We start from the raw sequence: 25,399 nt of genomic DNA, 5'->3' as shown, positions 1-25,399 counted from the left end.
TGGAGCAGGGCAGCGTTCGTCGAACACTGTGACACGGGAACTACGGTCCGATGAGGAGGCCGACGGAGGGTCACAGGCCCGCAGCCCGCGCCGAGGTGTGCGGCTCTTCGGACAACGGAAGGGGACTTGCGATGCGCCGATTGCTGATCGCCGTGATTCCTCTCATGGTGAATGCCGTCGCTTGCGGATCTCCCGAAGGTGACGCCGGATCGGATGCAGGAACGATCGACGGCCTCGGCGGCGATCCTGTTGAGGTTGGCGAGAGTCCGGGCGCGACGGGTGCGCGCGTCCCCGCTGCCGGTGGAGACGACGTGGGGATCGACGGCCTCGGCGGCGATCCTGTTGAGGTTGGCGAGAGTCCGGGCGCGACGGGTGCGCGCGTCCCCGCTGCCGGTGGAGACGACGTGGGGGCTGAGCGCTCGTTCAGCGCCGTGTCGGCGGGCAATCGCAATACGTGCGGGCTGCGAACCGACGGCACGCTGAGCTGCTGGGGTTACGACTCGGGTGGGCGCTGGGATCCTCCTGACGGTACGTTCACTGCTGTCGCTGTCGGCGACTCGTACGCATGCGGACTGCAATCCGACCGCAGCATCGAGTGCTGGGGGGAGGACTTCTACGCACAGGCCTACGCCCCGGGTGGGTATTTCACCGCGATCACCGCCGGCCAGGGCCACTCCTGCGGTATCCGCGTCGATACCACAATCGACTGCTGGAACCTCGCCTGGGAACAGGCGGAACCGCCCGAAGGGCAGTTCACCGCGGTCGCCGCCGGTGCTGAGCATTCCTGCGCCATTGGCGCTGATCGCGCCGCCGACTGCTGGGGCAACAACGACAGGGGTCAAGCAGACCCGCCGGTTGGGCGATTCACCGCGATCGCGGCCGGCGCGTCGCACGCGTGTGCAATCCGCCTTGATCGCGCCATCGACTGCTGGGGCAACAACGACAGGGGTCAAGCAGACCCGCCGGTCGGGCGGTTCACCGCGATCGCCGCCGGCGGGGACCACTCCTGCGCCGTAAGCACCGGCCGGCTCATCCATTGTTGGGGTGACAACGACTGGGGGCAGGCGGACCCGCCGGAGGGAGACTTCACCGCGGTCGCCGCCGGCACGGACCATTCCTGCGCCGTTCACACCGACGGCACCATTGCTTGCTGGGGTGGTGTCTGGAGCACGCCGACGCCCGTGCCCGACGAACAGTTCATCAGTATTGACAGCAACGGATACTCGTGCGGCGTACGCGTTGACGCCTCGCTCGCATGCTGGCGACACTCCGGAGAGGTGGCCACGCAGGGTGGCGAATTCACCGCAGTTGCCGTCGGCACCGGGCACGGCTGCGGGCTCCGCGCCGACGGCTCACTCTCATGCTGGGGTTACGAGCACTGCAAGGGTTTCGACGCGTCGGCCGGGGTCGCCCGAACGGCGACGTCGGCAAGCGATAGCGACGGGAGTTCAGCGCTGCGGGTCGACGAGTCGACCGAGCAGGGTGATCGTGCTCTCGCTTCAGGTGTGGAGCCCTGCTACAACCTGGACCCGCCGCACGGCCAGTTCACCGCCATTGCGAGCGGCTGGGACCACTCATGCGCCGTGCGCGCCGATGGTACCGCCGTCTGTTGGGGAGCCAATTGGGGAGGCGATCCGGGCAGTCAACTGTTCACGGCGATAGCTGCCGGATCGTCGCATGTATGTGGCATACGCACCGATGAGACCATCTACTGCTGGGGACAGAACAGCCGGGGAGAGGCGAGCCCACCGGAGGGGAGATTCACCGCGGTCGCCGCCGGGACTTCGCTCTCGTGCGGAATTCGAACCTCCGGAACGATCTCCTGCTGGGGCTCCAGCGCACGGGGAAGGGCCGAAGTGCCACAAGGGCAGTTCACCGCGATCTCTGTAGCGCGAGGGCATTCGTGCGCCCTCGGCGCCGACGGAACGATCGCCTGCTGGGGCGACGACGTCCCCCCACAGTGGAACCCACTGCACGGCCCGTTCATTGCAGTAACCGCCGGCTCGACAGAGTCTTGCGGGTTGCGCACCGACAACACCGTCCTCTGCTGGGACTTCGACGACTGGGGACAGCCGCCCGACGGCGTAACGATCGTGGATTGAAACGTTCAGTGGACGATCTTGGCGAGGGGGAGTTCCAGGATGTCGGTGGCGCCGGCGTCGGAGAGTTCGGGGATCAGCGTGTTGATGACCGCCTTGGGCACGACGGTCTCCACGGCGAATCCCTGGCCGCGGTAGAGCTCGTTCACCGTCGGCGCCTTCATGGACGGCAGCAGGTCGATGACCGCTGTGAGGGCACCTGCGGGGACGTTCATCTTCACGAGCACGCGGCCCCGCGCCTCCAGCACGCCGGTCAGCAGCGTGGCGATCTGGCCCATCGCGTGGCGGCGCTCGGGGTCGGCGTACGCCGCCGGGTTGGCGAGCAACTCGGTGTGCGACACCAGCACGGTCTCGATGATCCGCAGCCCCGCTGCGCGCAGCGCCCCGCCGGTCTCGGTCAGTTCCACCACGCAGTCCACGATCTCGGGCACCTTGGCCTCGGTGGCGCCGTAGGAGAGCTGCACGTCGGCCTCGATGCCCCGACCGGCGAAGAAGCTGCCGGTCAGCCGGGGATACTCCGTCGAGACCCGTACCCCGTCGGGCAGGTCGTCGGCGCTCTGGTACGGCGAGTCGGCGGCGACCGCCACGACGATGCGCACCGGCTGGTTCGTGGCCTTGGAGTAGCCCAACTCGCACAGCGAGACCACCTCGGCGCCGCTCTCGGTCACCCAGTCGCGGCCGCTGATCCCCAGGTCGAAGATGCCCTCGCTGAGGTACCGGGGGATCTCCTGGGGCCGCAGGATGCGCACGTCATCGACCCGCGGGTCGTCGATGGAGGCCCGGTAGTCCACCCGCGAAAGGCGCCGCACGTTCAGGTCGGCGTCGGCGAACAGGTCCAGCGTGGCCGCCTCGAGGGATCCCTTCGGCAGCACAAGGCGCAGCATCCCGCCAACGCTACCGGCGCCTCCGCCGGCCCGGGCCTCCGGCGCGGCGCGCCCGGCGCGAGTGTCATTCCGGCGAAGGCCGGAAACCGGTCTCGAGGAGCGCGACGGATGTCGCTGCCAGCTATCCGGCTTCCGTGTCGCCGCCCGAGGTCTGCTGGACGTAGACCATGCGGAGGCTCTGCAGCGCCTCGCGGAGCGTCGGCTCGGAGTCGCCGAGACGGCCGGCCAGGCCCTCCACCAGGATTCCCATGGCGTCGATCGCCAGGCGTGCCGCCGCCGGGCGGGGCGGCTCGGCCGTCAGGTGGATGGCGCCCAACTCGTACAGGCCCATGGCGTGGTTGGCGACGACCACTTCGGGCGGGGCGGCGGCCAGCCGCTCACGGGCGGCGGCCAGTTCGGCCAGGATCTCCTCGGCCCGCTCGCGGTCCTCAGGATCCAGGTCCTCCAGGTTGATTTGCTCCGCTCCGGGAACCGCTTCGTCGCCCGCCGGGCCGGCGCTCTCAGGCTGCGGATCTCTCGGCACATGGTGCTCGCCGCCGGGGGTCCAGAGTGTCATCGCAGCCTCCTCGCGGTCGTCCTCTTCGATTCTGCTGCGCTTCCTGTTACTCTATGCCCCGCCTGTAAAGCCCGAACCGGGATTGTTGCCGTTCGGTCTTGGTGCAGTTCCGGCCTGGATCTCCAGGCGCTGCGGACAGGTGCTTGCCGGTCCGCAGAGGTCCGGCACGCAGAACCAACGTGTCGTGCCGCTGACACAGCGGACCGAGAGAGGGGAAGTCACGATTGCTGAGTGATTGGCCATAGCTGCGTCGGCTGGTTCCGAGCCGCTTGTCAACGAGAACATCCAGGCGCCGCAGGTCCGGCTGGTGGGTCCCGACGGAGCCCAGATCGGGATCCGCCCGCTGGCCGAGGCCCTCTCGATCGCGCAGGCGCACGGGCTGGATCTGGTGGAGGTGGCCGACAAGGCCGAACCGCCCGTCTGCCGGATCATGGACTACGGGAAGTACAAGTACGACGCGGCGCAGCGGGCACGGGAGTCGCGCAAGAAGAGCACGCAGGTCGTCGTCAAGGAGATGAAGTACCGACCCAAGATCGGGCGCGGCGACTTCGAGACGAAGACCCGCAAGGTGCGGGACTTCCTGACTGCGGGCAACCGGGTGAAGATCACCGTGATGTTCCGCGGTCGAGAGACGCTCCATCCCGAGTTGGGTCAGCGCATTCTCGACGAGGTCTCCGAAGTCACCGGCGACCTGGCCCGTATCGAGGCTCCGCCCCGCCAGGACGGGCGCAACATGGTCATGGTCCTGGCACCCGACAAGCGCACCCGCAAGTAATGACGCGGCGCCTGCGGGCGCCGTCAGGGCCCGAGCCCTGCCCGATCGCCGGCGCGGGTTGTGATCCGGCTCCCTTTGCCCGAGCCTTGAGAGAGTCCGGCCGATCACCGGTCGTCTCACCCGGAGAGGAACGACAATGCCCAAGATGAAGACCCGCCGGGGTGCCGCCAAGCGCTTCAAGGTGACCGGCTCCGGAAAGATCGTGCGGCGTCACGCCTACAAGAACCACATCCTCGAGAAGAAGGCTCCGAAGCGCAAGCGCCAACTGCGTCGCGACGGCGCGGTGAGCGGCGCCGACAGGCCGTCGGTGCGCCGCCAACTCGGTATCTGAGGTTTTCCCGGGAGGTCAGAGCAGATGGCCAGAGCCAGACGATCCGTCCAGGCCCGCAAGAGGCGCAAGACCACCCTGGCGCGCGCCAAGGGGTACTACGGCAACAAGAGCCGCACCTGGCGCGGCGCCAACGAGCAACTGCTGCACTCCGGCCAGTACGCCTTCCGTGACCGGCGGGCGCGCAAGGGCGAGATGCGGCGGCTGTGGATCCAGCGGATCAACGCCGGGTGCCGCCGGCACGGCTCCACCTACAGCACGTTCATGGCGGGGCTCCGCACCGCCGGCGTGGAGGTGGATCGCAAGGCGCTCGCCGACATGGCGGTTCGTGATCCCGATTCCTTCGCCGCGCTCGTGCGGCTGGCTGACGAGGCCCGAACCAGCGATCTGCCCAGCGGATCCTGACCCGGCCCCGCTGCGCCGGCGGGTGGCGACGTGGTGTCCTTGACCTCCGCGCGACCGCGCCTCGCCGGGCTGCGCCGCCTGGCGCGTTCAACGGCCGCCCGCCGAGCCGACGGGGTCTTCATCGTGGAGGGGGCGACCCTCGGCGCCGAGGCCGCGGCCGCGGGCCTGCGGATCCGCGAGGTCTACATCGAGACGTCCCGAGCCGACGAGGAGGCGCGGGGCTTGGCAGACCGGTTGGCCGCGGCCGGCGCCACGCTCGTGGAGGTCGAGGCGGGCACGCTCGCCAAAGTCGGGGCCTCGGTCACGCCGCAGCCGTTGCTGGCGGTCGTCGAGCGGCCGGCGGTGGCCGCACCGGGAGACTCCCCGGAGGTTGCCTCGTTCGTGCTGGTGGCGGTGTCGGTCGCCGATCCGGGCAACGCCGGCACGCTGCTGCGCTGTGCCGAGGCCGCCGGAGCGGGCGGCGTGATCTTCGCCGGCGACGCCGCGGACCCCTACGGCCCGAAGGCGGTGCGAGCCTCGGCCGGATCGATCTTCCGGCTGCCTGCGGCGCTGTCGGAGGATCCGGTCACCACTCTGGAGGATCTCCGGGAGCGAGGACTGCGCACTGTGGGCGCCGCCGCCGGTCGGGGGCTGCCGTATGACCGGGCCGACCTGACCCCGCCGCTGGCGCTGGTCGTGGGCAACGAGTCGCACGGGCTGCCCGCCTCGCTGGCGGGACACATGGACGCCTGGGTGCACGTCCCCCTGGGCGGGGTGGCCGAGTCGCTGAACGTGGGTGCCGCCGCCGCCGTGCTCTGCTTCGAGGTGCAGCGCCGCCGCCGCGACGCGCCGACCGTCGGCGGGACACCCGCCGAACGATGACCACCGATCTCGCCGCCGAGGCCCGCGCCCTGACCGCCGAGGCCGTCGCCGCCCTTGAGGCCGCGAGCAGCGTCGCTGAACTGACCGCGGCACGCCCCGACCTGTTCGGCAGGGGTTCGCCGCTGACAGGCCTGCGCCGCCGGCTGGGCGACCTGGCGCCGGAGGATCGCCCGGTGGCCGGCCGCGCCCTCAGCGAGGCGCTGGCCGAGGTCGAGAGCTGCTACGACGCCCGCCTGGAGGAGCTGCGGGCCGCCGCGCGCGGCCGCCGCATCGAGGCCGAGCGCCTCGATCTCACCGAGTTGCCCGAACCCGCGCAGGTGGGGCGGCTGCACGTCATCACCCAGACGCTGCAGCGTCTCGAGGACGTGTTCTGCGCCATGGGCTACACCGTCGCCGAGGGCCCCGAGATCGAGACCGAGTGGCACAACTTCGGGGCGCTCAACTTCCCGCCCGGCCATCCGGCCCGCGACATGTACGACACCCTGTACGTCGACCACGGCCCGCCGGGCACCACCCTGCTGCGCACCCACACCTCGCCCGTGCAGGTGCGGGTCATGGAGAACCAGCCCCCGCCTCTCTACGTGGTGGCGCCGGGCCGCTGCTTCCGCCAGGACACCGCTGATGCCACCCACATGCCGGTCTTCCACCAGATCGAGGGGCTCGTCGTCGACGACGGCATCACCCTGGGCGACCTGGCCGGCGCCATCGAGGCGTTCACCACCGCCTACTTCGGTCCGGGCTTCACGTCGCGGCTGCGCCCCTCGTACTTCCCGTTCACCGAGCCCTCCGCCGAGTTCGACGTGCAGCGCCCCGACGGTACGTGGCTGGAGCTGGGGGGCAGCGGCATGGTGCATCCCTCGGTGCTCGAGGTCTGCGGGGTGGACCCCGAGCGCTGGAGCGGGTTCGCCTTCGGTTTCGGCATTGACCGCCTGGCCATGCTCCGCTACGGCATCGGCGACCTCCGGGATCTCTGGACGAACGACGTGCGATTCCTGGAGCAGTTCTGATGAGTACGGCCACGGCTCTCCGCGCTCACCCGGCGACGACCTCCGGGATCTCTGGACCCAGCCACACCCGATTCCTGGAGCAGTTCTGATGAAGGTCCTGCTGTCCTGGCTGCGCGAGTTCACGCCCGTCGAGGGTCCGCCGGAGAGCGTCGCTGAGGACCTCTCCGACCTGGGCCTGGCGGTGGAGGACATGGTGACCTTCGCCGCCGCGCCGGCTGGCGTCGTCGTGGCCCGGGTCGCCGGGCTGCGACCACACCCCGACGCCGACCGCATCCAACTCGTCGACGTGGACGCCGGCGACGGCGAATTGCGGCAGGTCTGTTGCGGCGCCTTCAACATGGCCGTCGGCGACCTGGTGCCCCTCGCCACGGTTGGCACCACCATGCCGAGCGGGCTGGAGATCGGACGCCGGCGCATGCGCGGCGAGGCCTCCGAGGGCATGTTGTGCTCGGCGGCCGAGCTGGCGATGGGCGCCGATGCCGAGGGCATCATGATCCTGCCGGCCGATCTTGAGTTGGGCGACGACCTCACCGCAGCCCTGGATGTGGCCGGGGACGTGCTGTTCGATCTGGAGGTCAACCCCAACCGCCCCGACGCGCTCTCGGTGGTCGGCGTGGCCCGCGACCTGGCGGCCCGCCGCGGCCTGCCGTTCGAACTACCGGAGCCGCGCGTCGAGACCGCTGGCGCTCCGGCGGGGGAGTCGGCCTCTGTGGAGATCCTGGCGCCCGACCTGTGCGGGCGCTTCAGCGTGCGACTGCTGCGCAATGCCTCCGGCGCCCGCACGCCGCCGCGCCTCGCCCGCCGCCTGCTGGCCCTCGGCATGCGTCCCATCAACTTCGTCGTGGACCTGTCCAACTACGTGATGCTGGAGATCGGCCAGCCCTCGCACGCCTTCGACGCTGATCTGGTGCCCGGCGGGGCGCTGGGAGTGCGCCGGGCCGCCGAGGGGGAGCAGGTCGAGACCCTCGACGGTGCCGTGCGCACGCTCACTGCCGGCGACGGGGTCATCGTGGATTCTTCCGACGTGCCCATCGGCATCGCCGGAGTGATGGGCGGTGCCTCTACGGAGATCTCCGAGACGACCGGGACGGTGCTGCTCGAGGCTGCCTGGTGGAACCCGCCCGACATCGCCCGCACGTCGCGCCGCTTGGGGCTGCGCAGCGAGGCATCCGCCCGCTTCGAGGCCGGGGTGGATCCCGAGATCGCGCCGTGGGCGCTGGAACGCTTCGCCGAGTTGGCCGCACCCGGGGGAGTGACGCTGGCACCCGAACTGGTGCAGGTGCAGGGGAACTTGCCGCCGCGCCCGACGGTGCGCGTCCGCACCGGGCGGGTCAACGCCATTCTGGGCACCGAGCTCACGCCCGCCGAGATGCGCGCCTGCCTCGAACCCATCGGCTTCGAGATCGCCCCCGCCACCGAGGAGGCACCTCCTGGCACCGGTCCTACCTCCGTCATTCCGGCGGAGGCCGGAATCCACTCTGCGGCCGACTCCTCGTCCGTCATTCCGGCGGAGGCCGGAATCCATCCTGCTGCCGATCTATCGGGGTCGCCCGGGACGCAACCCCGCGCCTACTCCGGCGAGGTCTGGGACGTGACGGTGCCCTCCTGGCGCCTCGACAGCTCCACCGAGATCGACGTGATCGAGGAGGTCGGCCGCCTCCGGAGCTACAGCCGCATCGCCCGGACGGTCTCCAAGTCGCCGCACCCCGGCGGTCTCACGGCCCGCCAGCGCGCCCGGCGGCGGGTGCACGAAGTGCTGGCGGGCTTCGGGCTCATAGAGGCCATGCCGCTGCCGTTCCTGGCACCCGGCGACCTGGAACGCTGCGACCTGCCGCCCGACGGCATCACGGTGACCAACCCGCTGGTGGCCGAGGAGTCGGTCATGCGCACATCGCTGCGGCCGGGGCTGTTGAAGGCCGTCGCCTACAACGCCGCCCGCCGCCAGCCCGGGGTTGCGCTGTTCGAGGTCGGCCACGTCCACGCGCCCGGCGACGGCGAGCTGCCCATCGAGAGCGACCATCTGGCGGTGGCGCTGGCCGGCCGTGAAGCCCCCGCGGCGGCGGCGCTGTGGGAGCGTTTCCGCCGTGTGATTCCCTTCGTGGCGACCGAGGTTCGCAACGAGGCCACGGCCGGGTTGCATCCCACGCGCTCTGCGGTGCTCACCGCCGGCGGTGAGACGGTCGGCGTCCTCGGCGAGATCGACCCCGCTGTGGCCGAGTCGTTCGGGATCGACGAGCGGGTGGCCTGGCTGGAGTGCGACCTGGGCCGGTTGCTGGAGTCGCACCTCGACGATCCCCGCTACCGCCAACCCAGCCGCTTCCCCTCCAGCGATATCGACCTGGCGTTCGTGATCGACGACGCCACCCCCGCGGCGACAGTCGAGGCGGCGCTTCGCCGGGCGGCCGGCGAGGCGCTCGTCACCCTGCGCCTCTTCGACGTGTTCCGCGACGCCGATCGGCTCGGACCGGAGTGCCGCAGCGTGGCTTGGCGCCTGCGACTGCAGGCCGCCGACCGCACCCTCACCGACGCCGAGGTCGGCGAGATCCGCGCCGCCTGCATCGAAGCCGCCGGCAGTACCGGAGCCGCTCTCCGCGACTGAGCGGACTGTCGGGTTCCCGGCGGACAGGTCCGGGAGCAAGCATTGCATACTAATGCACCTTACTGTATGATCTTGTGATGCTGTCCGTGGCGATCGTCGGGGCGTCGGGTTATACCGGGGCGGAGTTGTTGCGCATCCTTGCCGCGCATCCGGCCATGTCGGTGGTGGTGGCGACCGGGGACACACAGGCGGGCGTGGCGGTGGGGGGTCTCTACCCCAGCCTCGGCGCCGCCTATCCCGATCTGGTCTTCAGCGGCTACCAGCCGGAGCACGTGGCCGGTGCCGACATCGTCTTCTTCGCCCTGCCGCACGGCACCTCGCAGCGGATCGTGCCCGGGCTACTCGAAGCGGATACCGGTGCCAGGATCGTGGATCTGGCCGCCGACTTCAGGCTGAACGACGCTGCCGTCTACGAGCAGTGGTACGGCGAGCCACACGAGGCTCCCGATCATCTCGGTGCCTTCGCCTATGGCCTGCCGGAGTTGTACCGCGACACGTTCGCCGGTGCTGCCGCAGTCGCCGCACCCGGCTGCTATCCCACGGCGGCCGCGCTGGCGCTGGCTCCGTTGGTGAGAGCGGGCGCGATCGAGCCGTCCGGCGTGATCGTGGACGCCGCCAGCGGCGTGTCCGGTGCGGGCCGCCCGGCGAGACCCCACACCAGCTTCTGCGCCGTGGACGAGGACTTCGTGGCCTACGGGCTGCTGGACCACCGTCACACCCCCGAGATCGAGCAGGCCAGCGGCGCCGGCGTGCTGTTCACACCCCATCTGGCGCCCATGAACCGGGGCATCCTGGCCACCTGCTACGCCCGGCCGACGGGTGCTGCCGGCACCGACGATCTGCTGGCGCTGTACGCCGATGCCTACGCCGGCGAGCCGTTCGTGACCGTGAGCGAAGCCTCGCCCTCCACGAAGGCCACGCTCGGCTCCAACAGCGCCCACCTCACCGTTCGTCACGATCCGCGCACGGGCTGGGTCATGGCGCTGTGCGCCATCGACAATCTGGGCAAGGGCGCCTCGGGTCAGGCGGTGCAGTGCGCCAACCGGCTGTGCGGTCTCGACGAGACCACGGGCCTCGCCACCGCGGGGGTGTATCCGTGAGCGTCACAGCCGTCGAAGGATTCGTCGCCGCGGGCCACACCGCCGGCATCAAGCCGTCCGGCGCGCCCGACATGTCCGTCGTGGCCACCGACGACGCCGCGCCGGTCGCCGCCGCGGGCGTCTTCACCTCCAACAAGATGACAGCCGCGCCCGTGGTGGTCACCCGCAGCCATCTCGAGCGTTCCGGGGGACTGGCCGCCGCGGTGATCCTCAACAGCGGCAACGCCAACGCGGCGACAGGACGGCAGGGCCTCGCCGACGCCGAGCGCATGTGCGAACTGACCGCCGAGTCGCTGGGCTGCGACAGCGATCACGTGTTGGTGTGCTCCACCGGCCTGATCGGCTTCGAGCTGCCGATGGACGTCATCGCCGCAGGCATCCCCCAGGTGGTGGCGGCCCGGCACGCTGCCGGGGGCAGTGAGGCCGCCCGGGCCATGATGACCACCGACACGGTGCCCAAGGAGGTCACCACCGACGGCGGCGGCTTCACCGTCGGCGGCATCGCCAAGGGCGCCGCCATGCTCGAGCCGAACATGGCGACCATGCTGGCCGTGCTCACCACCGACGCCGCCGCCGAGGGTGCCGAATTGCAGGACATCCTGCGCGCCGCGGTGGCCACCAGCTTCAACCGGCTCACCGTCGACGGCGCCGAGTCCACGAACGACACGGTGCTGCTGCTGGCCAACGGCCGCGCCGGCCCGGTGCCGCGCCAGGCACTCGCCGCAGCCGTCACTCGCGCCTGCGGGGATCTGGCGCTGCAGATGGCCGACGACGCCGAGGGCTCCACCAAGACCGTCCTGCTGCGGGTCACCGGGGCCGCCAGCGACGCCGAGGCCGCCAAGGCGGCCAGGGACTGCGCCAACTGCCAACTCGTGAAGTGCTCGTGGTTCGGTGAGGACCCCTACTGGGGCCGCATCGCCAGCGAGTTCGGCGCGGCCGGCGTGGCGTTCGACCCGGAACTGCTCCGCATCGCTTACGGCGACCACGTGGTGTACGCCGACGGCCGACCGCAGCGTCCCGACGCCGAGGCCATCGGGGCGTACATGCGCCGCCGCAGGCTGGATCTGAACGTCGATTTGGGCTTGGGCGACGGTCAGGCGGAGATCATCACCGTCGACCTGTCGTACGCCTACATCGACGAGAACTCGAGGACGAGCTGATGAGTTCCGACACCGTCTCTGATCCCGGCGCGCCCGGGTCCCAGCCCGCCGCCCCGCAGGTGACCGCCGAGGTGCTCACCCAGGCTCTGCCGTACATCCAGCGTTTCGCCGGACGCACGGTGGTGATCAAGTTCGGCGGCGTGCCGGTGGGCGACCCTGCCGTGGCGAACGCCATCGCCGGCGACATCGTGCTGATGCACTCCGTGGGCATCCGTCCGGTCATCGTCCACGGTGGCGGCCCGCAGATCGACGATCTCATGGGACGCCTCGACAAGGAGCCGTCGTTCGTGGCCGGGCGCAGGGTGACCGACGCCGAAACCCTCGACATCGTGCGCATGGTGCTCGTCGGCAAGGTGAACCGCGACATCGTGTCGTCCATCAACGCGCACACCCCCTTGGCCGTCGGCGTCTCCGGTGAGGACGCCGGGCTGATTCGGGCCGTGCCCCGCGATCCGGCGCTCGGGTTCGTCGGCGAGGTCGGCGAGGTCGCTCCCGGAATCGTGCGGAACCTCCAGGAGCTCGGCTACATCCCGGTCGTGTCCACTATCGGTGCGGACGCCGCCGCGCAGGCCTACAACATCAACTCCGACACCGTGGCGGGCGCCCTCGCCGCGGCATTGGAAGCCGAGCGGCTGGTCGTGTTGACCGACGTGGCTGGGTTGCTGGCCGACGTCGACGACCCGGCGAGCGTGCTGTCGGAGGTCACGGCGTCCGACTTGGCCGGGATCCTCGCCGCCGACGGCGTGGCCGGCGGCATGATCCCCAAGGTCGAGGCCTGCCTGCAGGCCGTGCGCAACGGCGTCGGCTCGGCGCACCTGCTCGACGGCACGCGGCCCCACATGCTGCTGCTGGAGCTGTTCACCGACGCCGGCGTGGGCACCATGATCCGCCCCGACCCCCAGGAGATGTCATGAACCCGCAGCCCACCACCGCCCCCGAGCCCAGTCCGCACGCCGTCGCCGTGGGCGCGCCCGAAGGCACCGAACGCTGCCCGCTCATGCCCAGCTACGGCCCGCCGCCGGTGATGTTCGTGCGTGGCTCCGGAGCGCGCCTGTGGGATCGCGACGACCGGGAGTACCTCGACTTCCTCTCCGGGCTGGCCGTCACGAGCCTCGGTCACAGTCACCCGCGGGTCGCCGCCGCCCTGGCGGCCCAGGCCACGCGCCTGCTGCACGTCTCGAACCTGTTCGCCACCGAGCACAACGGGGCGGTGGCGCAGACCCTCGACGGGCTGCTCGGCGGGGGCGGGCAGGTGTTCTTCTGCAACTCCGGCGCCGAGGCCAACGAGGCCGCCATCAAGCTGGCGCGCCGCTGGGCGGGGTGGGGCCGCCACACGGTGATCACCACGCTCCGCTCGTTCCACGGCCGGACGCTCGCCACGTTGCACGCCACCGGCCAACCCGAGAAGCACGAGGTGTTCCAGCCGCTTCCCGGAGGGTTCCGCCACGTGCCCTTCGCCGACGTCGAGGCCGTCGCCGGCGCTGTCGACGAGACGACCGCGGCGGTGCTCGTGGAGCCCGTGCAGGGCGAGGGCGGCGTGAACGTGCCCCCCGCCGGCTACCTGGGTGGCCTGCGAGCGCTGTGCGACGAGCGGGGCCTGCTGCTGATGTTCGACGAAGTGCAGACGGGTCTGGCACGCACCGGCCGCTGGTTCGCCCACCAGCACACGGGCGCCTCGCCCGATGTGGTGACGATGGCCAAGGCGCTCGGGAACGGCGTTCCCATCGGTGCCTGCTGGGCTCGAGCCGATGTGGCCGGCGCCTTCCGCCCCGGCGACCACGCCACCACCTTCGGCGGCCAGCCGCTCGCCACTGCGGCGGCGCGCGCCGTCCTGGACACCATGATCGAGATGGACGCACCTGCTGCAGCCACGGCGGCAGGGGAGCGGCTGCGCGCCGGCCTCGAGGCGCTGGGTGGCGTGACGGCGGTGCGCGGATTCGGCCTGCTGCTGGCCGCCGAGCTTCATCAGGAGCTCGACCGCAGTGCCGCTGACGTAGCCGCCGGGTGCCTGGCCGCGGGCCTCGTCGTCAACGCCGTCACGCCCAGCGCGGTGCGCTTCGCCCCGCCGCTGGTCGTCTCCGACGATGAGATCGACGAGGCGGTCGGCCGTTTCGCCGCCGTGCTGGCCGCGCCGACCGAGCCTGCCGGAGGGTGACGTCGTGAGTATCTTCCGCCGCAAGCAGCGCCCCGCGGACCGCCTTCGGTGCCAGGACGAGTTCGGCGACGAGCAGGCGGCCGAGCCCCAGGTACGCCATGTGCTGGACATCGACGACCTCAGCACAGCCGAGGTGGTCGAGGTGCTGAATCGCGCCAAGGCGGGCGACCGGACGAACGTGTTGGAGGATCGCGGCGTCGCCCTGTACTTCCAGAAGCCCTCGGCGCGCACCCGACACTCCACTGAGTTGGCGGTGGTGCACCTGTCGGGACATCCGGTCACCGTGATCGATCAGGAGGTCGGCATCGACAGCCGTGAGAGCGCTGAGGACCTGGCGCGCACCCTGGCCTGCTATCACGCCATCATCGGGGCGCGGGTCTTCGACCACAGCATCCTGGAGCGCATGGCAGCGGTGTCGCCGGTGCCGGTCGTGAACCTGCTCTCCGATCGCGCCCACCCCCTCCAGGCGCTGGCCGACCTGCTGACCATCCACGAGGTCTTCGGCTCGTTCGAGGGGCGCAGCGTGGCCTACGTGGGCGATGCCAACAACGTGGCCGGCTCGCTGGCCTTGGGCGCCGGGCGGACCGGCGTGGCATTCCGCATCGCCTCGCCGCCGGACTACGGCTTCGGCGAGGAGCAGCTGGCCCGCCTGCGGGCGGCCGGCACCGAGGTTCGCAGCTTCGAGGACCCCCGGGCGGCCGTGGCGGGCGCTGACGCCGTCTACACCGACGTCTGGGCGTCCATGGGCCAGGAGGACGAGGCGGAGCAGCGGCAGCGGGATTTCGCCGGCTTCACGGTGACCCCCGAACTGATGGACGCCGCGGCCCCACAGGCCATCTTCCTGCACTGCCTGCCCGCCCGCCGGGGCGAGGAGGTGGCCGCCGAGGTCATCGACGGCCCCCGCTCGCGGGTCTGGCAGCAGGCCGCCAACCGCTTCGGTGCGGCCAAGGGTCTGTTCTGGTGGCTCGCGAGCCCCACGGTGAGCCAAACTCCCAGGAAGGAGACCAGCCCATGACCTCCGGCAATGTCGGCAAGCGACAGCGCCAGCACATCATCGAGCGCCTACTCAGCGACGAGGCCGTCAGCAGCCAGGAGCAGCTCGTGGATCTGCTGGCCGCGCGCGGCGTGAGTGCCACGCAGGCCACAGTGTCACGCGACCTCGACGACCTCGGAGCCGTCAAGGTGCGCGTGGGTGGTGGAGCGGGCGTCTACGCCGTGCCCGTTCCCGCCGAGGAGCGCGCCATGGGCGACGACCACCTGCGTCGTGTGCTCAGCGACTGGGTCATCGAGGTCGGCCGCTCCGCCAACCTCGTCTGCCTGCGCACACCACCGGGCTCGGCTCATGTCGTCGGCTCGGCCCTCGACCGGGCGGGGCTGGCCGATGTGCTTGCCACTGTGGCCGGCGACGACACGCTCCTGGTGGTGGCCGCCGAGGACAGCGACGCCGGCGCCCTCGCCGCGCGGTTGCGTGCCCGCGCCGGCCTGCCTCCCGAGTCGCCGTCCCGTACACCTAAGGAGCGTGTCACATGAATTCGACTTCTCTTCGATCAGCGGTCTTCGTTATTCCGGTGGAGGCCGGAATCCAGTGTCCACCGGTCGCGGCCGCCTCGCGCGGCGATCGCCTCGGCATCACAGAGGTGGACTGAACCATGACGCAGACATCGCCGCAGCCGGGGGCTCCCCGAAAGGTCGTCCTGGCCTACTCCGGCGGCCTGGACACGTCGGTGATCCTGCGCTGGCTGCAGGTCACCTACGGCTGCGAGGTGGTGACCTTCACCGCCGACCTGGGCCAAGGGGAGGAGTTGGAGCCGGCCCGCGCCAAGGCCGCCGCGCTGGGCGTGACCGAGATCCGCGTCGAGGACCTGCGCGAGCCCTTCGCCCGCGACTTCGTGTTCCCCATGTTCCGCGCCAACGCCGTCTACGAGGGCGAGTACCTGCTCGGCACCTCCATCGCCCGGCCGCTCATCGCCAAGCGCCTCGTGGAGATCGCCGCTGAGACCGGTGCCGACGCCATCGCCCACGGCGCCACCGGCAAGGGCAACGACCAGGTGCGCTTCGAGTTGGGGGCCTACGCGCTGGCACCCGGAATCAAGGTGATCGCGCCGTGGCGCATCTGGGACCTCACCTCCCGCGAGCGCCTCCTGGCCTACGCGGAGGAGCACGGCATCCCCATCATGGCCAGCGCGGCTGGCGGCTCCCCGTACTCCGAGGACGCCAACCTGCTGCACATCTCCTACGAGGGCGGACGCCTGGAGGACCCCTGGCTGGAGCCCGAACCCTCCATGTGGCGCTGGACGGTGGCCCCCACCGAGGCGCCCGACGAGCCGCTCCACCTAGAGATCAGCTTCGAGCGCGGCGACGCCGTGGCCATCGACGGCCGCTCACTGCCGCCGGGTGCGCTGCTCGCCGAGCTGAACGCCCTCGGATCGGCCCACGGCGTGGGACGCCTCGACCTGGTGGAGAACCGCTACGTGGGCATGAAGTCCCGCGGTGCCTACGAGACGCCCGGCGGGACGATCCTGCTGCGCGCCCACCGGGCCATGGAGTCGCTCACGCTGGACCGCGAGGTAGCGCACCTGAAGGACGAGTTGATGCCCCGCTACGCCTCGCTCGTCTACAACGGCTACTGGTGGAGCCCGGAGCGCCGCATGTTGCAGACGGCCATCGATCACAGCCAGCAGCTCGTCAGCGGCGTCGTGCGCCTGCAGCTCTACAAGGGCAACGTCACGATCGTGGGCCGCCGTTCCTCCCACAGCCTCTTCGACCCGGCCATCGCCACCTTCGAGGAGGACGAGGGCGCCTACCACCAGGGTGACGCCGACGGATTCATCAAGCTGCACGCCCTCAGGCTGCGCACGGCCGCGGCGCGGGCTGCCGGAGGTGGTGCCGATGGCACCCGACCTTGATTCCGAGGAGTCCCGCGCTCCCGCCGAGAGCGGCACGCTCTGGGCCGGGCGCCTGGACGCCGAGCCGGCCGAGGCCTTGATGTCCTTCACGGTCAGCCTGCCCTACGACCGGCTGCTAGCGGCCGATGACATCGCCGCCTCGCACGCCCACGTGCGCGGCCTGGTGCGCGCCGGGCTGCTGAGCGAGGCCGACGGTGTGGCGGTCGCGACGGCGCTCGACGTCGCCGCCGCCGAGCTGGCGACGGGGGAGTTCGCCTTCGCGCCCGGTGACGAGGACATCCACACCGCCGTCGAGCGCCGCGTCACCGAACTGGCCGGCGACGCCGGTGCCCGGCTGCACACGGCGCGCAGCCGCAACGACCAGGTGGCGTGCGACCTGCGCCTGTTCGTCAAGCGCGAGCTGGCGGCGGTGGCGGGCGGCGTGCTCTCCCTGCAACAGGTGCTGGCGGAGCGCGCCGCCGAGGCCGGCGAGGCCAGGCTTCCGGCCTACACCCACCTGCAGCGTGCCCAGCCCGTCCTGCTGGCGCACCACCTCATGGCCCACGGCTGGGCGCTGGCCCGCGATTTCGACCGGCTGCTGGACGCTCGCCGGCGCGCCGACGTGTCGCCGCTGGGGGCCGGCGCCTCGGCGGGCACGTCGCTGCCGATCGATCCCGACGCCACCGCCGCCGACTTGGGCTTCGCGGCCCGCTTCGAGAACTCTCTCGATGCTGTCAGCGATCGTGACTTCGTGGCCGAGAGCCTCTTCGCGCTGGCGCTGCTGGGCGTGCACCTGTCGCGCCTCGGCGAGGAGATCGTCTGGTGGGCCAGCGAGGAGGTCGGGTTCCTGCGCCTGGATGACGCCTGGGCCACCGGGAGTTCGATGATGCCCCAGAAGAAGAACCCCGACGTGGCCGAACTGGCACGGGCCCGTGCCGGGCGGCTCATCGGCAACCTCACCGGCCTGCTGGCCACCCTCAAGGGGCTGCCGCTGGCCTACAACCGCGACCTGCAGGAGGACAAGGAGCCGCTGTTCGACTCCCTGGCGCAGGTGCGGGGGGCGCTCGCCGCGCTGGCCGGGCTGCTGCGCAGCGCCGCCTTCGACGAGGCGCGCATGGCCGCCGCGGCCGACGACCCGTTCCTGGCCGCCACCGACCTGGCAGAGGTGCTGGTGAGCCGGGGCGTGCCGTTCCGTGCGGCGCACGAGCGCATCGCCGGCGTGGTGCAGGCCGCCCTGGCGGGGGAAGGGAGCTTCGCCGACCTGGCGGCGGCCGAGGTCGGCCCCGAAACCCTCGCGGTCCTCCAACCCGGCGGAACGCTGGCGAGGCGCACGAGCCCCGGCGGCGGCGGCCCTGCAGCGGTCGCCGTCCAGCGCGAGCGGTTCGGCGCCCGTCTCGCCGCCGACGCCGCCCGCGTCGCCGCCCTGGACGCGCCCCCAGCGTGACAGAGCGGCCCGAGCGCACCTTCTTCGAGCGACCGGTCACCGCCGTCGCCCCGGAGCTTCTGGGCATGGTGCTGGCCTGCGGCGACCGGGCAGGCCGCATCGTGGAGGTGGAGGCCTACGGCGGCGCCGAGGATCCGGCCAGCCACGGCCACCGGGGTCGGACGCCGCGCAACGAGGTGATGTTCGGGCCGCCGGGGCATCTCTACGTCTACTTCAGCTACGGGATGCACTGGTGCGCCAACGTGGTCTGCGAATCCGACGGGCGCTGCGGTGCCGTGCTGGTGCGCGCCCTGGCGCCGCTGCGAGGCGTCGAGGACATGTGGGTCGACCGTCCCAAGGCGCGCCGGGAGCGCGACCTCTGCAGCGGCCCCGCCAAACTCACCGCCGCCCTCGGCATCGTCGGCGACCACAACGGCGTCGACCTCCTCGCCCCGAATTCGCCGGTGACGGTCCACCAGCGTGATTCCGACCCACCCGACGTCGCCAGCAGCGCCCGCATCGGCATCAGCCTCGCCCGCGAGCGCCCCTGGCGCTGGTACGTCCCGGGTGACGCCAACGTCTCCCGCCCACCCCGCTGAGCGATCACTCGGCGTGCGAGCACCACCACCGGGATAGGTTGGCCGGATGAGCCATGAGCTACGGGGGCGGGTGGCGGCGGTCTGTGTGGGCGCGGTCGGGGAGTTGGACTCCAGCGGCCGCGCCATCGCCAGCGCCTTCGTGAAGCGGCCCGTCGAGGGACCGGTGCGCGTTCACGGCCTGGGTGTCGAGGGTGACGAGCACGTCTACGAGGGCCACGGCGGCGAGGACGCGGCGGTGCTCGTCTACTCCCGCGACCACTACCCGTTCTGGCGCGACCTCGGCGTCGACATTCCCGACGCCGGGGCGTTCGCCGAGAACCTCACCGTGGACGGGCTGACCGAGGCCGACGTGCACATCGGCGACACCTTCGAGCTTGGATCCTGCACCGTGCAGGTCAGCGAGCCGCGGTCGCCCTGCTACAAGATCGCCGCCCGCTACGGCCGCAAGGACATCTCCATCGTCGTGCAGGAGACCGGGTTCACCGGCTACCTCATGCGCGTGCTGCAGGAGGGTGACGTGGCCGCCGGTGACGAGATGCGCCTCGTGGAGCGGGACACCTCGCACGACTGGAGCGTCGCCGAGGCTGGACGCGTCCTGAACGTGGATCGCAACGACCTCGACAGCGCCCGGCGGCTGCTCGAGATCGAGGCCCTCAGCGCGGGCATCAAGCGGTCCCTCGACGCCCGCATCGCCCGCCGGGAGAAGCTCGGCCTGGATCTCGACCGCCTCTACCTCTCGGGCCAAGTCGAGACCTGACGCCGTCCCGTCAGACTTCCGACGGTTCGTTTCAGCCGATTCACTGGCCCCTGGATTCCGTCTTTCGCCGGAATGACGAAGTGGGGCCCAAGGCCGGAATGACGGAGTGGGATCCGCTGCGGCAAGCGGGGAGATTCTGAGCCTCAGACGTCGCCGGGTGTGGCGCAGCTCGGCATGGCGTTGACCTCGGCGAAGATGTCGATGTAGCCGGTGATGGCCTCGCCGTCGCGGGAACTCACCGTGAACGGGGGGTCGCTCCCGCCGGCGAGCGTGGCGGCGTAGGCGCGACGGTCACCCAGGTAGGTGTCCCAGTCCGCCAGCCAGGCGTCCAGCAGGTCGGCGTCGGATCCCACGACATCGTCCGCCTCGGTCCGCAGCTCGCCGACCATGTCCTCGAACAGCGGCGTGGATGCTCTGATCTGGCTCGCCCGATCCTCCGGTCCGGTCGCTTCGGCCGCCCCCGGCAGTCGTCCCACCGCCGCGACTGTGGTCGCGCAGATGTCCTCGGCATTGTGGGTGAAGACCACGTTGTAGAGGGTGTCGGGGTGGCCGCTCGGCGCCAGCGGCGAGAACGCCCAGATCCAGAACCCTGCCATCACCGCCAGCGCCACCACCGCAATCGAGGCGCCGGCGCGGCTGCGGGGCAGCCAGCGCGGGTTGCCGCCCCGCCCGGCGGCGTCGGGATCATCCGCGCCGCGCATCGAGTCGAGCCAGTGCTGGACGTCCTGTTTCTGCGAGCTGATCATCGCCCGCCTCCTGCCTGGCCGGTTCCGCCGCCGTCGGACTGACCGTCGTCTCCGGGTTGGCCGCCGCCACCCTCCGCCTCGAGTTCCTCACCGTCCTGCGCACCGGGGCCGCCGTCCGTCTCCTCCGGCAACTCGACCGCCTCGAGGTCCGCCGGGTCGGGTTCGGGCGGCTCCACCGCCACCTCGATGATCACCGCGCTGGCGCCGCTGGCCAACTCCGTGGCGCGGGGAATCTGGTTCACGACGGTGCCGGGTGCCACGTCGTCCCGCACGACCTCCGACACCCGCACGTCGAGGTAGGCCTCCTCGATGGCGTCGGTGGCCTCCTCCAGCGGCAGGTCGATCACCGACGGCACCTCCACCACCGGCGGGTACTGCGTGGTGGTCGTCGTCGGCACGCTGGCGGGGAAGGACTCCGCCCGCAGGCCCTCGTGGACGGCGGCCATCACCAGCTGGAAGATCTCCGCGGGATACGAGCCACCGGTCACGTCGCGTTCGGTCGTGGGCGGCTCCATGGGGATCTGCGCATCCGGGAAACCCACCCACACCGCGGTGGTGTATTGCGGCGTGTAGCCGGTGAACCCGGCGTCCACGAAGTTCTCCGCCGTGCCCGTCTTGCCGGCCACCTGCCGGCCCTCCACGGCGGCCCGGCTGCCGGTCCCCGCCGCCACGACCTCTGTCATCAGGTCGGTCATCTCATCGGCGATCCGGCTGTCCAGCACCCGCGTGGAGTTGGGCTCGTGCTCGTACAGCACGGTGCCGTCCAGGCCACTCACGCGGGTCACCATCGTGGGGGGAATGTAGATCCCCCGCCGGGCGAACGTGGAGTAGGCCGCGGCCATGTCCAGCACCGTCACGTCCTCGCTGCCCAGCACAGCGGCCAGCACGGGCTGCAGCGGTGAGGCCACCCCCAGTCGCTGCGCCATGGCGACGCCGGCCTCCGGCGTTACGTCCTCCATGAGCTGGGCGTAGACCGTGTTGATCGACCGCACCAGCGCCTCGCGCAGCGTCATCAGCCCGCCGGCGCCGGTCGCGGAGAAGTTGGACACCTCCCAGGTCTCCTCCAGGCCGGGGATCGGCAGTTCGATCTCGCTGGGGGCCGGGTACAGGGCGCTCATCTGGATTCCCTGCTCCAAGGCGGCGGCCAGCACGAACGGCTTGAACCCCGAGCCTGCCTGGCGGCCGCCCTGGGTGGCCAGGTTGAACCGGGCGGACGCAGTGTCGCCGAAGAAGTCCCGCCCGCCGACCATGGCCTCCACGTGCCCGGTGTCGTTGCGGATGACCACGATCGCCGCCGACGGGCCGCCCTCCCACGGCAGGATCGTCGTCAAGGCGCTCTCGGCGGCGTGCTGCACGTCGGGCCGCAGCGTGGTGTGGATGTGCAGGCCCCCTTCGAACAGCAACCGCACCCGCTCGTCAGGCGTGGGGCCGAAGCGGGGATCGGTGAGGATCCACTGCCTCACCTCCTCCACGAAATACCCGTACTCGTAGGTCTCCTCGAGGGTCGCAACCCGGGGCGCCAGCCGCAGCGGCTCGGTGCGCGCCTGCTCGAACTCCCGCTCGCTGATCCAGTCGTTGGCGAGCATCCGCTCCAGCACCGCCTCGCGGCGTTGGACGGCCGACTCCCTGTTCTCGTAGGGGTTGCGGGCCGAAGGCGCCTGGATGAGTCCGGCCAGCAGCGCGGCCTCGGCCAAGGTCAGCTCGTCGAGATCCTTGTCGAAGTACTCCCGGGCGGCGGTCAGCACGCCGTAGGCGCCCTCGCCGAAGTTCACCGTGTTGAGGTACTGCAGGAGGATGAATTCCTTGGAGTAGGCGCGCTCCAACTGCAGCGCCAGGGCGATCTCGGAGATCTTGCGGCTGGCAGTGATCTCGGTGCGATCCAGGAAGGCCCGCCCCACGTACTGCTGGGTGATCGTGGAGCCACCCTGGAGCACCCCGTCGACGGAGATGTTCGAGCGAGCCGCCCGCAGCAGGGCCCGCACGTCCACTCCCTGGTGCTGCCAGAACCGCTCGTCCTCGATGGCCACCACGGCGTCCTGCAGGATCCGCGGCACCTCGTCGATGGTCTCCAGGTTCCGCCGGTGCTGCTCGCCACGGAACGTGGTGATGAGCCGGCCGTCGCCGTCGTAGATGAACGAGGACTGCGCCGTGGTGGGAAGCGACACCCGCAGGTCGCGGGTCTGGTAGGTGCACGACACGGCGACCAGGGCCACGGCGAGGGCCACCGGAACCAGCCCCAGGACGGCGCGGCGGCGTGCGAGAATGGCAGTCACGGCGACGTTCAGAGCCTACGAGAGCGCGCCCGGCGCGCCACGGCAACGCCGCTCGGCGCCGTCGGTGCGGCAGACTCGGGAGGACGTGCCCGGTGCGCGACCGCGGGCACCGATACGGCAGCAGGACACGATGGAACGGCGAGTGGCATGAGCACGCAGACGACGGGGAGTGGTGCGGGGGTGCTGGAGGACCTCGGCGAACGGGGCCTCGTCCAGGACACCACCGACCGGCAGACGCTGCGGGCACTGCTGGACGAGCCCCCTGCGGTGCTGTACCTGGGTATCGACCCGTCGGCCAGCAGCCTGCACCTCGGCAATCTGATCGGCGTGCTGGTGCTGCGACGGTTCGCCGAGGCCGGGCACCGACCTCTGGCGCTGGTGGGCGGCGCCACGGGCATGGTCGGCGATCCCAGCGGCCGCTCCGACGAGCGCAACCTGCTGGACGCCGAGACCCTGGAGTCGAACGTGACGAGCATCCGGCGCCAGTACGCCCGCTTCGCCGGCGTGGCCGAGGCCGACGTCGTCAACAACCACGATTGGACTGCGCCGGTGGGCGTCATCGAGTTCCTGCGCGACGTCGGCAAGCACGTGACCGTCAGCCAGATGCTCGCCCGCGAGTCGGTGCGCAGCCGGCTCGGCAGCACCCAGGGCATCTCCTACACCGAGTTCAGCTACATGCTGCTGCAGGCCTTCGATTTCTGGTGGTTGCACACCCATCACGGCTGCCGTCTGCAGGTGGGCGGTTCGGACCAGTGGGGCAACATCGTGGCGGGCATCGACCTCATTCGCCGCCGCTCGGGCTCGGTGGTGCACGGCCTCACCTGGCCGCTGCTGACCCGCTCCGACGGACAGAAGTTCGGCAAGACCGCCGAGGGGACCGTCTGGCTGGACAGCGATCGTTCGTTGCCCTTCGACCTGCACCAGTACCTGCTTCGCACCGACGACGCCGATGTGGGACGCCTGCTGGCGCAGCTCACGCTGTTGCCCATGGCCGAGGTGCGCGAGATCACCGCCGAGGCGGCCCGGGCCCCCGAGCGTCGCCTCGCCCAGCAGCGTCTGGCCGATGAGGTGACCGGCTTCGTGCACGGCGCCGAAGCGGTCTCGCAGGCCAACCTCGCCGCCGAGGCGCTCTACGGCAGCGCACCGCTCAGCGGCGAGATGCTGGGCGCGCTGACGGGTCACGAGCCGCTGCACGCCACGGCGGCGCCGACCGGTGGGCCCGCGGCAGGTCCAATGTCCGCGATCGTCGCCTCGTCCATGGTTGCGAGGGACGACCTTGAGGGTCCCGAGGCCCTCGTGGGGCTGCTCGTCGCCTCGGGGTTGTGTTCGTCGCGCGCAGACGCACGGCGTCAGCTCCGCCAGTCGGCCGTCTCGGTGAACCGCACCCGCGTGACGCGGCGCGACGTGGTGCCGGAGTGGCTGATCGACGGTCGCTACCTGCTGTTGCAGCGCGGCCGTCGCGAGCGCCGCCTGGTGGTCGTCGAGCCCTGAGCCGCGCTCCCCCGTCATCGCGGTCCGTCCACCGTCGTCCCAGCCCCTTGCCTCCGCCCTTGCGGCCCCTCCCATGGTCATTCCGGCGCAGGCCGGAATCCAGGCAGCACGGTGCTTGTCGAGGCGATCCGGCCTCGACCGCGACGGTGGTTGCGATAGCGGGCGCGTCTGGCTAACATCGCATCCCACCTCCGCACTCGGAAAGCGCCGATTGGCCGCAGACCGGGCCGGCGAAAAAGCGAGGCGGAGGGAGGACGCCACTTTCTGAGAGTTGTTCGCGACCCTCCGGGGGCCGCGGCGACCGGTGTGCTCCTTGAAAACGGAAGAGAAGACGAATGCCAGTGCGGGTGGCCTCGTCGGAGTCCTGTCCGGCGCGGCCTACCCAGCAATTCCGGATTGTCGGACGTGGGTCGGCACCCTCGTCCGGCTCTCCAGCTGTGGAGGTGCAGGGAAATACCACCACCGCAGCACAGATCGACGGTTCGAGGCGGCTCGCCGCCGCGGGCCTGAGATGTTGACGGAGAGTTTGATCCTGGCTCAGGACGAACGCTGGCGGCGGGCCTAACACATGCAAGTCGAACGAGATGCCTTCGGGCATCTAGTGGCGAACGGGTGAGTAACACGTGAGGAACCTGCCCCGAAGACGGGGATAACCGTGGGAAACTGCGGCTAATACCCGATGTCCCCGATGCGGCGCATGCCGCGACGAGGAAATGCTCCGGTGCTTCGGGAGGGCCTCGCGGCCTATCAGCTAGTTGGTGAGGTAACGGCTCACCAAGGCTTCGACGGGTAGCTGGTCTGAGAGGACGATCAGCCACACTGGGACTGAGACACGGCCCAGACTCCTGCGGGAGGCAGCAGTGGGGAATCTTGCGCAATGGGCGAAAGCCTGACGCAGCCACGCCGCGTGGGGGACGAAGGCCCTCGGGTTGTAAACCCCTTTCAGCAGGGACGAAAATGACGGTACCTGCAGAAGAAGCTCCGGCCAACTACGTGCCAGCAGCCGCGGTAACACGTAGGGAGCGAGCGTTGTCCGGATTTATTGGGCGTAAAGGGCTCGTAGGCGGTTTGGTAAGTCGGGTGTGAAAGCTCAGGGCTCAACTCTGAGAAGCCATCTGATACTGCCATGACTAGAGTTCGGTAGAGGAGCGTGGAATTTCCGGTGTAGCGGTGAAATGCTCAGATATCGGGAGGAACACCAGCAGCGAAGGCGGCGCTCTGGGCCGAAACTGACGCTGAGGAGCGAAAGCGTGGGGAGCAAACAGGATTAGATACCCTGGTAGTCCACGCCGTAAA

22 protein-coding genes and 1 rRNA gene are annotated in these 25,399 nt (G+C 70.7%); 19 read left to right on the top strand and 4 right to left on the bottom strand.

What is annotated here, in order from left to right:
• The first annotated feature begins 131 nt into the window (after window positions 1–131).
• A complete protein-coding gene (locus OXG55_00800; protein MCY4101794.1) occupies window positions 132–2,102 on the top strand; it encodes a hypothetical protein in 1,971 nt (656 codons plus the stop codon).
• A gap of 5 nt (window positions 2,103–2,107) precedes the next feature.
• Here the strand turns inward: OXG55_00800 and hisG are convergent, their stop codons facing one another.
• Window positions 2,108–2,983, bottom strand: coding sequence for an ATP phosphoribosyltransferase (gene hisG, locus OXG55_00795; protein ID MCY4101793.1), 876 nt, complete (start codon window positions 2,981–2,983; stop codon window positions 2,108–2,110).
• Between the two features lie 121 nt (window positions 2,984–3,104).
• Entirely contained in the window at window positions 3,105–3,539 is a 435-nt protein-coding gene (locus tag OXG55_00790; GenBank protein ID MCY4101792.1) for a DUF1844 domain-containing protein, read from the bottom strand.
• A 235-nt stretch (window positions 3,540–3,774) separates the two neighbouring features.
• On the opposite strand from OXG55_00790, the gene infC reads away from it, so the two are divergent.
• The 16 genes from infC to OXG55_00710 all read left to right on the top strand — a co-directional run bounded on the left by infC (window position 3,775) and on the right by OXG55_00710 (window position 19,593).
• The gene (gene infC / locus OXG55_00785) at window positions 3,775–4,314 is read left to right on the top strand and encodes a translation initiation factor IF-3 (protein MCY4101791.1); all 540 of its coding nucleotides are present in this window, start codon (window positions 3,775–3,777) and stop codon (window positions 4,312–4,314) included.
• Window positions 4,315–4,450: 136 nt separating this feature from the next.
• Window positions 4,451–4,645 carry a 50S ribosomal protein L35 gene (gene rpmI / locus OXG55_00780; GenBank protein ID MCY4101790.1) on the top strand — a complete coding sequence of 65 codons (195 nt, stop codon included), beginning with the start codon at window positions 4,451–4,453 and terminating at the stop codon, window positions 4,643–4,645.
• A 24-nt stretch (window positions 4,646–4,669) separates the two neighbouring features.
• Entirely contained in the window at window positions 4,670–5,047 is a 378-nt protein-coding gene (gene rplT / locus OXG55_00775; protein ID MCY4101789.1) for a 50S ribosomal protein L20, read from the top strand.
• Between the two features lie 39 nt (window positions 5,048–5,086).
• Complete coding sequence (locus OXG55_00770; protein MCY4101788.1) at window positions 5,087–5,908, top strand: RNA methyltransferase; 822 nt, start codon at window positions 5,087–5,089, stop codon at window positions 5,906–5,908.
• The gene (gene pheS, locus OXG55_00765) at window positions 5,905–6,915 is read left to right on the top strand and encodes a phenylalanine--tRNA ligase subunit alpha (protein ID MCY4101787.1); all 1,011 of its coding nucleotides are present in this window, start codon (window positions 5,905–5,907) and stop codon (window positions 6,913–6,915) included. The genes OXG55_00770 and pheS overlap by 4 nt, the downstream gene beginning before the upstream one ends.
• Before the next feature lie 88 nt (window positions 6,916–7,003).
• Window positions 7,004–9,514 carry a phenylalanine--tRNA ligase subunit beta gene (locus tag OXG55_00760; GenBank protein ID MCY4101786.1) on the top strand — a complete coding sequence of 837 codons (2,511 nt, stop codon included), beginning with the start codon at window positions 7,004–7,006 and terminating at the stop codon, window positions 9,512–9,514.
• A 77-nt stretch (window positions 9,515–9,591) separates the two neighbouring features.
• Complete coding sequence (argC, locus tag OXG55_00755) at window positions 9,592–10,614, top strand: N-acetyl-gamma-glutamyl-phosphate reductase (protein ID MCY4101785.1); 1,023 nt, start codon at window positions 9,592–9,594, stop codon at window positions 10,612–10,614.
• Window positions 10,611–11,774: a bifunctional glutamate N-acetyltransferase/amino-acid acetyltransferase ArgJ gene (gene argJ / locus OXG55_00750; GenBank protein ID MCY4101784.1), complete on the top strand. Its 1,164-nt coding sequence runs from the start codon at window positions 10,611–10,613 to the stop codon at window positions 11,772–11,774. Before argC ends, argJ begins: the two co-directional genes overlap by 4 nt.
• Window positions 11,774–12,688 (top strand): acetylglutamate kinase, encoded by a 915-nt coding sequence (argB, locus tag OXG55_00745; GenBank protein MCY4101783.1) that lies wholly within the window; start codon window positions 11,774–11,776, stop codon window positions 12,686–12,688. The genes argJ and argB overlap by 1 nt, the downstream gene beginning before the upstream one ends.
• On the top strand, window positions 12,685–13,929 hold the full coding sequence (locus OXG55_00740) for an acetylornithine transaminase (GenBank protein ID MCY4101782.1): 1,245 nt from the start codon (window positions 12,685–12,687) through the stop codon (window positions 13,927–13,929). Before argB ends, OXG55_00740 begins: the two co-directional genes overlap by 4 nt.
• Before the next feature lie 4 nt (window positions 13,930–13,933).
• The gene (argF, locus tag OXG55_00735; protein MCY4101781.1) at window positions 13,934–14,944 is read left to right on the top strand and encodes an ornithine carbamoyltransferase; all 1,011 of its coding nucleotides are present in this window, start codon (window positions 13,934–13,936) and stop codon (window positions 14,942–14,944) included.
• Window positions 14,941–15,459, top strand: coding sequence for an arginine repressor (gene argR / locus OXG55_00730; protein MCY4101780.1), 519 nt, complete (start codon window positions 14,941–14,943; stop codon window positions 15,457–15,459). Before argF ends, argR begins: the two co-directional genes overlap by 4 nt.
• A gap of 119 nt (window positions 15,460–15,578) precedes the next feature.
• Window positions 15,579–16,835, top strand: a complete 1,257-nt coding sequence (locus tag OXG55_00725; protein ID MCY4101779.1) for an argininosuccinate synthase — start codon at window positions 15,579–15,581, stop codon at window positions 16,833–16,835.
• Entirely contained in the window at window positions 16,819–18,258 is a 1,440-nt protein-coding gene (gene argH, locus OXG55_00720; protein ID MCY4101778.1) for an argininosuccinate lyase, read from the top strand. Before OXG55_00725 ends, argH begins: the two co-directional genes overlap by 17 nt.
• On the top strand, window positions 18,255–18,836 hold the full coding sequence (locus OXG55_00715; GenBank protein ID MCY4101777.1) for a DNA-3-methyladenine glycosylase: 582 nt from the start codon (window positions 18,255–18,257) through the stop codon (window positions 18,834–18,836). The genes argH and OXG55_00715 overlap by 4 nt, the downstream gene beginning before the upstream one ends.
• A 46-nt stretch (window positions 18,837–18,882) precedes the next feature.
• A complete protein-coding gene (locus OXG55_00710) occupies window positions 18,883–19,593 on the top strand; it encodes an MOSC domain-containing protein (GenBank protein MCY4101776.1) in 711 nt (236 codons plus the stop codon).
• A gap of 143 nt (window positions 19,594–19,736) precedes the next feature.
• Here the strand turns inward: OXG55_00710 and OXG55_00705 are convergent, their stop codons facing one another.
• Window positions 19,737–20,339 carry a hypothetical protein gene (locus tag OXG55_00705; GenBank protein MCY4101775.1) on the bottom strand — a complete coding sequence of 201 codons (603 nt, stop codon included), beginning with the start codon at window positions 20,337–20,339 and terminating at the stop codon, window positions 19,737–19,739.
• Window positions 20,336–22,612: a transglycosylase domain-containing protein gene (locus OXG55_00700; GenBank protein MCY4101774.1), complete on the bottom strand. Its 2,277-nt coding sequence runs from the start codon at window positions 22,610–22,612 to the stop codon at window positions 20,336–20,338. Before OXG55_00700 ends, OXG55_00705 begins: the two co-directional genes overlap by 4 nt.
• A gap of 147 nt (window positions 22,613–22,759) precedes the next feature.
• On the opposite strand from OXG55_00700, the gene tyrS reads away from it, so the two are divergent.
• On the top strand, window positions 22,760–24,103 hold the full coding sequence (tyrS, locus tag OXG55_00695; protein MCY4101773.1) for a tyrosine--tRNA ligase: 1,344 nt from the start codon (window positions 22,760–22,762) through the stop codon (window positions 24,101–24,103).
• A gap of 514 nt (window positions 24,104–24,617) precedes the next feature.
• Window positions 24,618–25,399, top strand: a 16S ribosomal RNA gene (locus OXG55_00690); the annotation flags it as partial.

It is taken from the genome of bacterium (assembly GCA_026708055.1).
Classification (GTDB): Bacteria; Actinomycetota; Acidimicrobiia; order Acidimicrobiales; family CATQHL01; genus VXNF01.
The sequence above is the reverse complement of the archived record's forward strand: the minus strand, read 5'-3'. Positions and strand labels throughout refer to the sequence as shown.

Coding starts and splice junctions, on each gene's coding strand:
- OXG55_00800 (MCY4101794.1), top strand. CDS start 132: ATGCGCCGATTGCTGATCGCCGTGATTCCTCTCATGGTGAATGCCGTC.
- hisG (MCY4101793.1), bottom strand. CDS start 2,983: ATGCTGCGCCTTGTGCTGCCGAAGGGATCCCTCGAGGCGGCCACGCTG.
- OXG55_00790 (MCY4101792.1), bottom strand. CDS start 3,539: ATGACACTCTGGACCCCCGGCGGCGAGCACCATGTGCCGAGAGATCCG.
- rpmI (MCY4101790.1), top strand. CDS start 4,451: ATGCCCAAGATGAAGACCCGCCGGGGTGCCGCCAAGCGCTTCAAGGTG.
- rplT (MCY4101789.1), top strand. CDS start 4,670: ATGGCCAGAGCCAGACGATCCGTCCAGGCCCGCAAGAGGCGCAAGACC.
- pheS (MCY4101787.1), top strand. CDS start 5,905: ATGACCACCGATCTCGCCGCCGAGGCCCGCGCCCTGACCGCCGAGGCC.
- OXG55_00760 (MCY4101786.1), top strand. CDS start 7,004: ATGAAGGTCCTGCTGTCCTGGCTGCGCGAGTTCACGCCCGTCGAGGGT.
- argC (MCY4101785.1), top strand. CDS start 9,592: ATGCTGTCCGTGGCGATCGTCGGGGCGTCGGGTTATACCGGGGCGGAG.
- argB (MCY4101783.1), top strand. CDS start 11,774: ATGAGTTCCGACACCGTCTCTGATCCCGGCGCGCCCGGGTCCCAGCCC.
- OXG55_00740 (MCY4101782.1), top strand. CDS start 12,685: ATGAACCCGCAGCCCACCACCGCCCCCGAGCCCAGTCCGCACGCCGTC.
- argR (MCY4101780.1), top strand. CDS start 14,941: ATGACCTCCGGCAATGTCGGCAAGCGACAGCGCCAGCACATCATCGAG.
- OXG55_00725 (MCY4101779.1), top strand. CDS start 15,579: ATGACGCAGACATCGCCGCAGCCGGGGGCTCCCCGAAAGGTCGTCCTG.
- argH (MCY4101778.1), top strand. CDS start 16,819: ATGGCACCCGACCTTGATTCCGAGGAGTCCCGCGCTCCCGCCGAGAGC.
- OXG55_00710 (MCY4101776.1), top strand. CDS start 18,883: ATGAGCCATGAGCTACGGGGGCGGGTGGCGGCGGTCTGTGTGGGCGCG.
- OXG55_00705 (MCY4101775.1), bottom strand. CDS start 20,339: ATGATCAGCTCGCAGAAACAGGACGTCCAGCACTGGCTCGACTCGATG.
- tyrS (MCY4101773.1), top strand. CDS start 22,760: ATGAGCACGCAGACGACGGGGAGTGGTGCGGGGGTGCTGGAGGACCTC.